Annotated in this window: 12 protein-coding genes and 1 pseudogene; all 13 read right to left on the bottom strand. The window is 41.0% G+C overall.

Annotated features, from left to right (window positions below):
* Positions 1-147: 147 nt before the first annotated feature.
* The 13 genes and pseudogenes from IQ19_RS04500 to IQ19_RS04440 all read right to left on the bottom strand — a co-directional run bounded on the left by IQ19_RS04500 (position 148) and on the right by IQ19_RS04440 (position 13,565).
* Positions 148-1,437: a M20 family metallo-hydrolase gene (locus tag IQ19_RS04500; protein WP_144540311.1), complete on the bottom strand. Its 1,290-nt coding sequence runs from the start codon at positions 1,435-1,437 to the stop codon at positions 148-150.
* Between the two features lie 414 nt (positions 1,438-1,851).
* Entirely contained in the window at positions 1,852-2,304 is a 453-nt protein-coding gene (locus IQ19_RS04495; RefSeq protein WP_144540309.1) for a hypothetical protein, read from the bottom strand.
* Complete coding sequence (locus tag IQ19_RS04490) at positions 2,297-3,124, bottom strand: DUF3100 domain-containing protein (RefSeq protein WP_144540307.1); 828 nt, start codon at positions 3,122-3,124, stop codon at positions 2,297-2,299. The genes IQ19_RS04495 and IQ19_RS04490 overlap by 8 nt, the downstream gene beginning before the upstream one ends.
* A 23-nt stretch (positions 3,125-3,147) precedes the next feature.
* Positions 3,148-4,011, bottom strand: coding sequence for an NAD(P)-dependent oxidoreductase (locus IQ19_RS04485; protein WP_144540305.1), 864 nt, complete (start codon positions 4,009-4,011; stop codon positions 3,148-3,150).
* 25 nt (positions 4,012-4,036) lie between these two features.
* The gene (locus tag IQ19_RS04480; protein ID WP_144540303.1) at positions 4,037-5,533 is read right to left on the bottom strand and encodes an aldehyde dehydrogenase family protein; all 1,497 of its coding nucleotides are present in this window, start codon (positions 5,531-5,533) and stop codon (positions 4,037-4,039) included.
* Between the two features lie 109 nt (positions 5,534-5,642).
* Entirely contained in the window at positions 5,643-7,238 is a 1,596-nt protein-coding gene (locus IQ19_RS04475; protein WP_144540302.1) for a helix-turn-helix domain-containing protein, read from the bottom strand.
* 184 nt (positions 7,239-7,422) lie between these two features.
* Complete coding sequence (locus tag IQ19_RS04470) at positions 7,423-8,700, bottom strand: TRAP transporter large permease (RefSeq protein WP_144540299.1); 1,278 nt, start codon at positions 8,698-8,700, stop codon at positions 7,423-7,425.
* Positions 8,688-9,155, bottom strand: a complete 468-nt coding sequence (locus IQ19_RS04465) for a TRAP transporter small permease (protein WP_158638735.1) — start codon at positions 9,153-9,155, stop codon at positions 8,688-8,690. Before IQ19_RS04465 ends, IQ19_RS04470 begins: the two co-directional genes overlap by 13 nt.
* Positions 9,156-9,190: 35 nt before the next feature.
* Entirely contained in the window at positions 9,191-10,192 is a 1,002-nt protein-coding gene (locus IQ19_RS04460; protein ID WP_144540296.1) for a TRAP transporter substrate-binding protein, read from the bottom strand.
* 12 nt (positions 10,193-10,204) lie between these two features.
* Entirely contained in the window at positions 10,205-11,002 is a 798-nt protein-coding gene (locus tag IQ19_RS04455; RefSeq protein ID WP_144540294.1) for a carbon-nitrogen family hydrolase, read from the bottom strand.
* 3 nt (positions 11,003-11,005) lie between these two features.
* Positions 11,006-11,692 (bottom strand): DUF2848 family protein, encoded by a 687-nt coding sequence (locus IQ19_RS04450; RefSeq protein WP_144540292.1) that lies wholly within the window; start codon positions 11,690-11,692, stop codon positions 11,006-11,008.
* Between the two features lie 47 nt (positions 11,693-11,739).
* Positions 11,740-12,405 (bottom strand): GntR family transcriptional regulator, encoded by a 666-nt coding sequence (locus IQ19_RS04445; protein WP_144540290.1) that lies wholly within the window; start codon positions 12,403-12,405, stop codon positions 11,740-11,742.
* A gap of 615 nt (positions 12,406-13,020) precedes the next feature.
* Positions 13,021-13,565: pseudogene (locus IQ19_RS04440) on the bottom strand (M20/M25/M40 family metallo-hydrolase).
* Between the last annotated feature and the right edge of the window lie 10 nt (positions 13,566-13,575).

Here is a 13,575-nt window from a genome sequence, read left to right as displayed (position 1 = left end):
ATCTCCATCTTTTATATCGACAGGAATCGCCATTTTTTGTGACTTTTTTCGCTATTTTAAAAATTTATTAGTACTATTTGCATTGGCACCTCAAAAAAGAGCAGCCGTTTACATACGGCCGCTCTTTTCCCAGTGTATTATTTAGTTCTAATCTTCCATAAGCCCTTCAACAAAATCCTTCAAAACATGCACACCATAAACACAGTCATTTAAGGAAGTCCATTCGCGCGGGTTGTGGCTGATGCCATCCTTGCTGCGAACAAACAGCATGGCAGCTGGTATTTCAGTTCCTACAATCATCGTGTCATGTCCGGCACCGCTCGGAATGTAGACTGGTTTTATATCAAATTTGGAGAGGGATCCTGCTATTTTAGCCTGAAGAGTTTCCTTAATCGGCAGTGGCTTTATTTTTGCATTCAGGTTCATTTGCACTTCAATATTTCTTTCTTCAGCGATCTTTCGTGCTTCTTCAGAAATGATCTCCAGCAGCTGGTCACGGGTTTCTTCAAAGATATCCCGAATATCCACAATCAATTTAACTTCCTGAGCGATGACATTAAAGCCGTTTGGATGTACGTTCAGCTTTCCGACAGTGGCAACGGCTGTATCGCTAACTTGTTTTGGAAACTTCTCAATGGCCCCCACAAACAACGAGGCAGCCACCAGCGGATCTTTGCGCCCAGCCATCGGCGTATTTCCTGCATGTCCAGCTTCCCCCGTAAAAGTAACCTCCAGCGAGGCCGGGCCTGCAATGCCTCTTACGACTCCAACAGGCTGGCCTTCTCTTTCCAGTACCTTTCCCTGTTCAATATGTACTTCGACAAAGGTGTCCATTTCCCGCCTGTTGTTTCCGGCCCTTAAGCACTCTTCAGCACTGCTGCCATATTCGGCCAAAACTTCTCTGAATGACTTCCCATTTTCATCACGCAGGCTATCCATTTCCTCCGGTTTCATTTGGCCCATAAAAGCCCGGCTGCCTGTTAAGCTGCTCTTAAATCGAGAACCCTCTTCATCTGAAAAAATAGCAACCTCATAAGGCTTTTCCGGTATGTATCCTGTTTCTTTCCATGCTTCTACTACTTCCAGAGCAGACAGAACGCCGAGGGGACCATCAAAGTGCCCTCCGTTTGGAACGCTATCAACATGCGAACCTGAAACAATGGCAGGAGTATCTTTTTTCCCTTCCAGCCTTCCAAATACATTGCCGGCACCATCTGCAGTCACACTTAAACCAGCACTCTCCATCCAGCTGATCACTAACTCTTTTGCTCTTTTTTCTTCTTCTGAATAGCCAGGGCGTGTAACACCGCCGCTTTCCATAAGGCCGATTCTTGAAAGCTCATCAAGTCTCGCGGCTAATCTTTTTCCATTAACACCTGAATGAGTGAGTTCATTATTATAATTTTTTACAAGCTGTTCATAAAGGTTTCTTTCCATTGCTGATTCACACTCTTTTCTTTTAATTTTAGACATTAAGCTAAAAGGTTCGAACTCTATTACCACTGTGAAATTGCTAGAATGTTGATATACCGCGAAGTGACCGATATATCCAAAATCTGACCGATATATTGAAAAAGTGACCGATAAAATTCAATTCTGACCGATATATCGAAAAAAGTGACCGATAAAATTCAATTCTGACTGTAAAAAAAGCAATCTCACTGATATGTACGAATAAACCTTATACATGTGCAGGAAAAATCCATTCAAGCAGGAGATTTCCACAAAAAATGGGCTTTTCCTTAGCTTAATTAGAAATTTGATTACTCACGTGCTTGTTTTACCTTTAGGCGAACGATTTACCTCAAAAACAGCAAAAGCCCAGCAGATGAACATCTGCTGGGCCGCCAATTAAATAATCCCCTGCATACGTAAAATGATTTCCGCTATTACCGCAGATCCAATGAAAGTTCCGAAGAACACAAAGATTGCGACAATGATGCTTCTCCAGCCCAGCTTGGAAAAGTCAGCCCAGTTCTTTCCGATTGAAATCCCTGCATAAGCAAGAATCGGAGTTGCAAGAGCCAGTATATTCACTTGGGTCGTCCATTCTACTACATATTCAGAACCAGGGACTCCTGGAATAGAAACAATAATTCCAATAATGCCGATATATCCAACGCTCGGGATATTACCCGGCACCACTTTTTCAAGAATAAGACCTAGCACGCTAATCACAATTAAAACAAGCATGCCCGGAATCGCTGCAGACGGCAGGATATCATAGCCAATCCAGTTTCCAATCAGTGCTGAAAAACCGAATACCGCCAAAATGAGAAACCACTCTGTTATGTTTTTAAGCATGAATGTCTCCCCCTTTATCCGCATCTGAAGCCTTTTTCTCTTTTCGTCTCATCATGATGGAATATAGCTTCTCCGTAAGAGGCAGCCCTATGAAAATACTTGCATATAGACCTGTTGAAAGGGAAAGCAAGTTACTGGCACCAGCAAAGGCGATAATCTGGGCCTCCATTTCAGGGAATGCAGCAACAAGCGATCCGCTCGCAGCAGCCATCATACTTCCGCTTCCCACACCCGATGCCATCGCAAACGATAGAGGATGGAGGGGAGTAATGGTAGCCAGAAATCCGGAAATCAATCCAAGGAAGGCAGCACCAAACACAGTACCAAAAATATAAATAGCCATTACACCTCTGCCCTCTGGTGAATCGAATCCGTATTTATTCATGATCAGCCCGACATTCGGCTCCCGGCCAACCGAGTGGGTCATACCGATGGCCTCTCTTTTAAATCCGAGAAGAATGGCAATTGGCAAAGCAAATAAAATCGTTCCCAGATTACCAAGCTCCTGAAGGAGTAATGATGGTCCCGCAGCAATGATCGCCTCTATTTGCGGGCCAATCGTAACACCAATTTTTGCAATTAAAAGAGTTACCCCCAATACGATGAGGGGCTCGGCATTTTTAGCCTGTTTTTCCTTAATAAGCGGAGTAAAGTAAAGCCCAAGGCCCAGGAAAAAGGCATAAAGCATTGGCAGTAAAAGGATAACGCCGGCGCCTACTTTAAAACTGATCTGCCCTATTGCTTCTGTGGCTGCCACAAGAACAAGCACAACCGCATGCAAGCGCCAATCTTTTAAAATTTCTGTCTTTTCATTTTTCATAATTCCCCCCCTAGTTTAAAAGATTAATAGATCCTCTCGCAGATTGCCGATGAATCGAGCTTCGCTTTCCCTTGCTCCATCGCCTTCTCATAGAGGCTGCAAACCATTTGCCCCAATGGAGAATCCTCGCTGTAATGACCGGCTGTTTCAGCATATAGATGGATATCCTTATTCATGTGCTCAAGGCTGAAAAGCACATTCTCGTATGTACCTTTAAGGATATTCTCACCGAACACCGACATCACCCGATTATGGGCCGAGCCGCTTTGAATGACTTCCGCCAGCTGAGACCGGCTGACACCTGCTTTTTCCCCCACTGCAAAGGCCTCCCCCAGGCCTGCAGTAATCAAAGCAACTAGCATATTATGGCACAGCTTCGCCACTTGTCCTGAGCCTGAAGAGCCAAGCAGAAAAATATCCTTTCCAACGCTCTCCAGGACCGGGCGAATCTCTGCAATATATCTATCGTCTCCCCCAACCATTATGGTTAACGTTCCGGCATCAGCACCCTTAGGTCCTCCGCTTAACGGACAGTCATAAAAATGGACTTCCCTCTCCTTAGCAGCACTGTATAATTCCTGGGCTGTTACCGGATCAATGGTGCTCATATCCAAGACAAAACTGCGAGGCTTTAAAGCGGCAAAGACTCCGCTTTCTCCCATCATAACATCCTTGACAATACCTGGTCCAGGCAATGAAGAAATTACTAGTTCAGCCTGCCTCCCTGCTTCATATGGAGAGGGCTGGGGAATCGCCCCAAGCTCCTCGCATATTGCCAATGCATCTGCACTTGGATCATAAGCAAAAACCTTATAACCGTTCTTGATTAAATTTTTAACAATCCCTTTGCCCATTGCCCCGCAGCCAATCACACCTATATTTTTCACCTGTCGCCCCTCCCTTCACCTGATGTTATGGTTTAATATAGACCGTTTTCGTATCCAGCCAGAAGTCCAATGCCGTGCTTCCCTGTTCACGCGGCCCGATGCTTGATGTCTTTTTTCCGCCAAATGGAAGCTGGTTTTCATAATGATTGGAAGGGATATTGACATGTGTGACGCCTGTTTCAATTTTACGTACAAAATCAAAAGCCTTTTGAAGGTCATTGGTAAAAATGGCAGATGATAAACCAAAATCCGTACCATTCGCCAGCTCTATAGCTTCTTCATAAGAATCCACTTCCATCACCGCAACCACAGGCCCAAAAATCTCTTCTTTTGCAATCGTAAAATCCTTAGTTACTTTGCTAAAGACAGTCGGAGCAACAAAATAGCCATTTGTTTTATCCCCTTCAGTCAGCTGCTTGCCGCCATATTCGAGAATAGCTCCTTCCTCAATGGCACTATTCACATAATGGAGATACGTATTTAATTGGTGCTTATTTGCAACAGCCCCGTTGTCATAGCCCTCCTGAATTCCATTGCCGACTTTAATTTGTTTCGCTTTTTCTACTAATAGCTCAATGACCTTCTGGGAAATGGACCTCGGCACAATTACCCGGCTTGTTCCGGTACAGCTTTGGCCGTTGTTGTAAAAACCGCTGATGACCACGCTCTGTACGGCTTCCTCCAGATCAGCATCCTCCAGAATAATGGTCGCATTCTTCCCGCCCATTTCAGCCTGCATTTTTCCGCCATGTGCTGTAACAAGCTTGCCAAGGTGGATACCCACATCAGAAGAGCCAGTAAAGGATACGCCTTTGATCTCTGGATTGGTCCCAAGCTCCTCTCCCACGACAGAACCTGGTCCCGTAATCATATTAAGCACGCCCTTAGGCATTCCTGCTTTTTCAAACAGTTCGACAACCTTTACAGCTACAAGAGATGTATCGCTTGCTGCCTTATAAATAATCGTATTTCCCGTAAGCATCGATGGGGCAATTTTATAAATCGCAATTCCCAGAGGAAAATTAAAAGGAGTGACGACCGCAACCACCCCAAGCGGTTCCTGAATAGTACAGGCGAAAGTATTTGGGTCAATGGCAGGGACTGTTTCACCCGAAAGCCGGTTTGCCTCGCCGCTGAAATGCTTAAGAGCCTGAACCGTTGCATCCACTTCTTTGCGGGCAGCCTCAATCGTTTTGCCAACTTCCTTCGTAATGATTTCTGCCAGCTCTTCTTTTTCCTGTTCAAGCAGAAAGATCAGTCTAAAGAGAATATCCCCCCTGCTGATAGGAGATGTTCCTTTCCACTCGGGAAAAGCCTTCTTGGCGCATTGAATGGCTAACTGTACATCGACAGCATTGGACTTCTGAAAATACCCTAATACCTCTTCTGTGTTTGCAGGGTTTATGCTTGGATATGTTTCCCCTGTTACAGATGGAACCCATTCTCCATGAATATAATTGTAATAAGTTTTAACATGATCATTTCCAACAGCAATGTTTTGGCTATTAACCTCTGTACTCATCAAATCTCTCCTTATCTGAGTAATTTAAAATTAATTATAATATTTAGAAAATTACATGTACATGTGTCAATAACCAAATAATCCTGTTGTTTATTGTGACAAGCACTAATTAAGGGGTTAAATAGTCGAAGATTTGAAAGGCAAGCACCATTGCTATCCAATCGTCTTTTTTATTAAAGTCCATATCTAATTGATTCTCTATTTTTTTTATGCGGTAGGTAAGCGTATTGGGATGAATATGCATCTCTTCTGCCGTTTTTTTATGGCTTTTGTTATTGGCAAGGAAGGTTTGCATCGTTTGCAGATATTCAGGCTCCATTTGTAAAAGAGAGCCAATCTTATCGGACACGAATTTATTCAGCAAGCTTCGGTCCGTATTGAGCCAAAGCCTTTCAGCACCAAGTTCTGAATAGGTAACAAAATTTTTGTATTTATGGTTTTTACAGTAGGAAACCGCTTCGGTTGCTTCCTGGTAGGAATCAGCTATTTCTGTTAAAGCTACTTCTCTGCCTAAGCCTATTACAGCCTGTTTGTTTATGTTCATGACCCTCTGAATATCATTTGCCAACTGCAGATCATACTTCTTTCGCTCATTCGCCAGCAGAGCAATTATTTGATCTGATTTAGTAAAAACAATGCTGGTTTCACAATATTTCATTATCTCTTTCTCTAACGATTTGATGAGCTTTTCTTTTTGAAGTATGGACCTGGTATCCCAAAGGAAACCAGACTTGCAATCAATGATCATGCAGGAAATGCGGCTTTTTTCATTCAAGTTGAAATTCTCCAGAATCCTTGCATTCAAGCGGGCACCATTGGTCAGGTCATGAAAAGCCTCTTCTCTTAGATGCATTTCTTTTTCAAAAAGCGTATTCTGTTTGACAAAGTCCAGTGACAAAGCGGTCGCAGCATGCTCCAGAGCAGCCTTCTGTATATTTGTTAAACTTTCAACCGGTACTTTTAGAAGGAAATATCCAAAGAGTTCGTTGGAGCTTATAATCGGAAAAGCATGAGATTCCTCATCAGCTGTTTCTGAATAGATGACAGAAGTCCCCATAATATTGCTGATCGTTTCAAGAATATAAGAAACCCCTCTTCCCTCCAGCAAAATTTTCGTGAATCTCCGGTGGATATCCAGGGAATGGCTCAACTCCTCGTTCTTGCGATTTACTTCCTCATAAAGCTTAGAGTTCATAATCGCAATCGCCGCCTGGTCCGCCACCACCTCCAAAATATGAAAATCAGACTCAGTAAACTGAACATCCTTATCAAAGTTATCCACCACAAGCACGCCGATGCATTCCTCTTTATAAACCAATGGAACGACAATCCCGCTTTTAATCTCCCGCCGGAAAACCCCGTTAAAAAAGTGGACGTAATTCGTTTCAGACATGCGGGTCATATGCTCCCTGAACTCATGCCCAGAGGCAATGACGCCTTTTTTTGTAAGAAAAACCAGCCCTGTCAAAGATTCTCCCGGTTCGAATTTCACCTGGCGCATAAAGCTGGCATCCACCCCGACTCCATGAGAAAAATGTAGCAATCCATCTTCATTTAAGGTATATAGAATCGTAGTATCTGCGTTCTCTATTAAATCAAATGCAGCCTCAACCAGCTTTTTTAATATGTGCTGCAAATCCAGAGACTGGGTCAGGCTCTTATTGATTTCAAGTAGTCTGGAGATATTATCTTGTGTGATGTTCATGAGCTATGCTCCTTTCAAGGTTAAAGGATGGAAAAACAGTTCTATGAATTTATTATAATGGAGAATTTTAGAAAAGGTATTTGGAGGTTTTAGAAAAAATATAACAATATACCTTACCCAACATGAATGGGTAAGGTATATTGTTATTTGCTATACGCATATATAGATCTTTTGTTAATTCTATCTATCCATTAAACAAGTGAACCGGGAATAAAATGGCATCCGGGATGTATGTAATAATGAATAGGATAACAATCAGAATAATAACCTGTGGAAATAGGAACTTAAACATTTTAGGGACGCTTATTTTACCAATAGATGCGGTTACGAACAGGCAGACACCAAGCGGAGGTGTCGCCATCCCGATAGTCAGGTTGACAGCCATTATGATCCCGAAATGGATTGGGTCTATACCGGCAGCAAGGACTAGCGGTAAGAATAAAGGTGTAAAGATAGATACTGCACTTATCGTATCAATAAATGTTCCAGCAATCAGCAGAATCACATTAATGATGAGCAACAGCAGGAACGGGCTTTCCGAGATTCCTCCAAGCATATCAATAATTTGATTTGGGATGCTGTTGAATGAGAGAAACCAAATAAATAAAGCAGCATTCCCAATGAGAAAGACAATTGTAGCTGTTGTTTTTGCTGTACTTAATAAAATGTTCCAAAGAGCTTTGAATTCAAGTTCTTTGTAGACAAACTTACCGACAATAAAAGCATAAAGTACTGCAATTACACCGGATTCAGTTGCCGTAAATACACCTGAGGTAATACCGCCAATAATGATCAGAGGCATGAGAAGTGCTAATATCGCATCTTTTGCACCTGTGATAATTTCCTTAAAGGAAGCTCTTTCTGCTCTAGAACGGTAATTGTGTTTTTTCCCTACAAAGTAACTGTATATCATCAAGCCTATTCCCATTAATAAACCCGGAATGACTCCCGCAATGAATAAATCACCAATAGAAACACTTGCGATTACTCCATATAATATTAGGACGATACTTGGCGGGATGATTGGGCCAATTGTTGCTGAGGTTGCAACTAAACTGGTCGAGAAACGAATATCATATCCTTCCTTGTTCATCGCTGGAATCATCATTCCCCCTATTGCAGCAGCGGCTGCAATAGCCGTACCAGTAAGAGCGGAAAAGAACATACTTGCAAGAACGACTACCAATGCAAGCCCTCCAGGCAAATGTCCAACCAAGGTTTGAGAGAATTTAATTAATCTCTTGGATATACCTCCTTGTGTCATCAATTCGCCAGCAAGAATGAATAATGGGACAGCAACTAGTGTAAAACTGTCGATACCATTAAACATTTTACGGGGAATATTGATTAGAAGTCCTGGGTCCGTAAGCATGATCCCCAAAAAAGAAACAAAGCTTAAAGCAAAGGCAATTGGAACTCTACATAGGATCAAAACGAATAAAAGGACTATTAGCCAGGCCATTTGAACACCTTCTTAACGTGGAAGTATAGCATGAACAAGCTGCTTATAGGCAATGCCATATATACATAACCTTTTTTAATTGGGAGGAACCCTACTATTTGTCCTGATTTCAAGTTATCAGAAACAAGCATTAACCCGTAATAGAAGAACACCCCTATTATAATTAGAACAATTATATAGGCAATCACATTAAAAACCTTTTGTACACTTGCCTTTGCATTTTCCCAAACGTCTACTGTCAAATGTTCAGACCTTTCAAATGCCAGAGCTGCTCCGAACAAAATACTATATACAAAGCTAATCATTACAACTTCTTGTGACCAGCTAAGTGATTGTTTTAAAACGAACCGATAGAAAACCTGTGCTAAAGTAAGAATTACCGTAATTGACAAGCAAAAGGTTATGATAAACTCTAGCAACTTTACAATATAATAATCTATCTTTTTAAGCAGCATATGTTCACCTCCCTCTCTCATGGGATTAATGTGATTTATTTACTTTCCATTTCCGAAATCAATTCGGCTGGGACTTGATCTTCTAAAGCCTTTTTAACGTCTTTTGTTGCTTCTTTAAAAGCTTCACGATCTGGCTCAGTAATTGTAACGCCGCTTTCTTTTAATTCAGCAATAATTTCTTGCTCTTTTTCTTCCAGGAAGTTTCTTTGATATTCCGTTGTTTCTGCTACTGCTTCTTCAATAACCTTCTTTTGGTCTTCGTTTAACTTATCCCAAGAATTGTTGCTCATAATAACAACTGCAGGGGTGTAGGTATGGCCAGTAAGAGCAACATGCTTTTGAACCTCATAAAACTTCATAGAATGAATGGTAGGTAATGGATTTTCTTGTCCATCTACCACCCCTTGATCCAATGCTGAATATAGTTCATTAAATGCTACCGGAGTAGGGTTAGCTCCTAATTCTTTCATATGTGTTTCCCAAACAGGCGCAGGCTGCACACGTATTTTTAATCCCTTTACATCTTCTGGTTTAGTAATTTCTTTCTTGTTATTTGTTAAGTGTCTAAAGCCAACCTCCCAGAATCCCAAACCTTTCATATTGTGCTGATCAATTAAACCAAGGAGCTCTTTTCCTGACTCACCATCAAGTTTACTGTAAACATGTTCACGCCCATCAAAAACATATGGAAGACCAAACAGGTTCATCTCCGGAACTGTATTTGCAAGAGAACTGTCTGCAGCGACAACTGACATATCAATTGTTCCATCTATAACTTGTTCGATTGCCTCCGCTTCACTTCCTAGCGTAGCATTCCCATGAATCTCCACTTTAATTTTGCCGTCCGATTTTTCTTCAACAACTTTTGCAAATTCAGCTGCTCCAATTTGGTATTGGTGTGTATCAGAACCTGAATGAGCTAATTTTAATGTAAGAGCATCTTCACTTTTCCCATTGGAAGAACTAGAACCTGAGCATCCAGTGATAAATGCAGACAATGCTAGAGTTGAGACCATTGCGATTATACTTTTTTTCATGATTTTTCCCCCTTATAGTCCTTGTTTATATAAATGTCGTACACGGCTCGAAAACACCGGTACTTTCTTGCGAACCTCTAAAGTTTCTTCAACATTAATTGAGATTGATAGTGTTTCCTCGGCTTTTTCAGACCCCTGAATTAAGGTATCTCCCCAAGGATTAACAACCATAGAGGTGCCCCCAAATGTTACTCCATCGTAAGCACCCACATTATTGCAGGAAACAACAAACATCTGGTTTTCAATGGCACGTGTAATTTGGATATTCTTCCAATGGTTCAGCCGGGCAAGTGGCCATTCTGCCACTATAAACAATACTTCCGCACCTTCCAGAGCAAGCGGACGGATAATTTCTGAAAAACGCAAATCGTAACAAATGATAACGCCCATCTTAACACCATCAAGTTCAAATATCTCAGGTACTTTCTGGCCGCCCGCCAAATATTTTGGCTCATTCAACATAGGTACCAAATGAACTTTGTCATATTGATAAACTACTTCACCCTCACGGTTTATGACAGGAGCCGTGTTAAAAACCTTTCCATTAACTTTATTGGCAAAAGAACCCCCAATAATATTAACCCTATATGTTTTAGCCAACGTTTGAAGGAATGGGAGCGTATCCTTACCATTCTCATCTGCATGAATGTGAATGTCTTCAAGCGTATAGGAAGTTGTCCACATTTCGGGAAGGACAATCAAGTCTGGTTTAGAATTTTGTACTTCCTTTTCCACCCATGCGCTAACTTTTTTAAAATTCCCCTGTGGATCACCTGGAAGAATTTCCATTTGGTAAATTGATAGTTTCACACTTTATTCCTCCGCATCTAGACGTGTTATAGAATATTCAGCATAAATCTCATCATTTTGAATTTCATCGATGAATGACATTTTAAATGCTGTACCATATTTAAATCCTTCTAATAGAGGTACGGTTCCTGAAAATACGACGATATTTTTCATAGGTACAGCTTTTTTGTTTAAGAAACTCTTAATATCATTTAGTGGAATGATTTCATTTATTTTAGCTCTTTGGTATTCCTTCCATTTACCATCTAACTTCACCTCTGAAGATAAAATTAGATTATCCCAATGGTTAATAACATCTTTTAGTTTCCATGCCTTTTGTGCCAAAGGTTTATCACAAATTTGTTTTGACTGATTTATATCGATTGTTTCAAGGGAACGATCTGTATGATCACTGCCAACAGTAATGAAGACTTCATCTTCTTTGTCTCCAAAAACTAAGACAATTTCAGCTTCACCACTTGATTCTCCGCCAAGCACTTCAATTTCACCAGTTTGGTTCAGGCTGTTTCTCCTAACAGGGTAGAGAGTTGGTATTTCTTTTGGCCTTGGAACTCCAATTTTCTCAAGCTCAACAATATGCTCCATTGTTTTTTCGATATTTCGGCCCGCATAACCTATGCAATACACATGGCTGACCTTTATTTCCCTTTGTTCATTGTTAATCATTAATGGCAGTAGAGTAGTACTCATTTCATACCTCCTATTTTTGATAGCGCTTTCAGCCATTTTTAAAAATTTTAATTTCCTTCGACGATTTCTATAGACTCTTTTGTCTGCAGTAAGTGCTGCTCCATCAGCTTTGTTGCTTGAAGCTCGTCCATTATCTGTAATGCTTCGACTATCTGCGAATGCTCCACAATAACCTCTTCCATACGACCCTTTTTTGCTAAAGCTTGATGCCCTATTAATCTTGTTAAATTATATAAATTCAGCAAAATATCACCTAATAGATGCTGCTCAGCAAAGAAAAGAATCTTTCTATGAAACTTTTGGTCCAATTCAATAAATTCAATTCGATCATTTTTTTCCATTGCTTCTTTTTGCATTTCAATTAAATCATTTAAATATTGAATATGACTTGGCTTAATAACAGGGATAATCCTTTTTAACCCCTCTGTTTCGATGGAAATACGCAAAAAAATAATCTGATCTTTCTCGCTTGGGGTAATTTCCCGCACCTTCAGTCCTTTTCTAGGCACAGATACTAAAAGTCCGTCTTTTAATAAATCTCCCACCGCTTCTCTAACAGGAGTTCGAGAGGTATTTAATGATTGGGCAAGGATTGTCTCTGTAATAACCTCATCGCCTTTAATGTTCCCATTAAAAATGGCATTTTTAATCTCGTCGTAAACAATTTCTTTTGTTGTCTTGGATTTTACAGGGTTCATATTTAGATTACTCAATGTAGTCTCACTCCTATGTATAATGTATACATTACACATAACACAGAATACACAAAAATTTTTAAATTGTCAAACTATTATTTCATTACCTTTTAATTGAGCTTTAGCTAGATCTTCGAATATCTTTTGCGTTAAATCAATTTCCAGTTCTTCATTTATCACATAAAAGCCCGGCTTCCCGTAAAACTGCTCTTGAATTTTGAACCCTCTTCATCTGAAAAATAGCAGCCTCACGGCTTTTCCGGTTGTATCCTGTTTCCTTCCGTGTTCCACTACCTTCAAAGAATAATATAAGTTTAGACTGGCCCTTTTACAGTATCGGTTCCGACAATTGTTTCTCACTTTGATACTCCACTTTCCCAGCAGCCTCCAAAAACCGAGCCATTTTTCTCGTATAAAATTTTTAGCAAAATTCATCTACCAATGCTTTGCACAAATTCAATCAAACGTTTGATTGAATACTAAAAAGACTAGCCCCAGATTCGGAGCTAGTCTTCATACGATGGTTTATGCAGTTTATTTGTTAATTTTTATATTTGTTTGCTAAATTCAGCGGTTTATTTGCTAGTTTCACAAATTTGTGAGTTCAATTGGGCCGAACTGGCGGCGGCACCATTAAGTATCCAAAAATGTCTTCCCTTTCAGCTGATCCAATGTAACAACAAAGTCGTGCAGCAGCTTGTAGGAGTTCTCCATGTCGTCAAGATCAACTACTTCGATAGGTGTATGTGTGTAGCGGGATGGGATGGAGATAACGCCGTTGTGACGCCTTTATTTGTCATGTGGATAGCGCCGGCATCTGTCCCAATCCCCATGAAGACTTCTTGCTGATACGGGATATTTCCTTCTACAGCCACTTTTTCCAGATGCTGAGTAACAAGCGGATGGGCAATCAAGGATTTATCGGCAATTTTGATGCAAGGTCCATTTCCAAGGGTTCTTGTGCCTGTCATAAGGACATCAAAGGTGTCACTGGTTGGCGTTGTATCAAGCGCCAAAGCAAATTCAGGCACCACGGCATTGGATACAACAGATGCTCCTCTCAAGCCAACTTCTTCTTGAACGGTAAACGCACCATAGATGTCACCATGCTGTGCCCCGCTGACACCGATGTTCTGAAGCAAACGGATCAAGAGAGCACACCCAGCCCGGTCGTCCAAAGCCTTTCCG

It is taken from the genome of Cytobacillus oceanisediminis (assembly GCF_007830235.1).
Lineage (GTDB): Bacteria > Bacillota > Bacilli > Bacillales > Cytobacillaceae > Cytobacillus > Cytobacillus oceanisediminis.
Note: the sequence above shows the minus strand (reverse complement) of the source record. Positions and strands in the feature narration are given on the sequence as shown.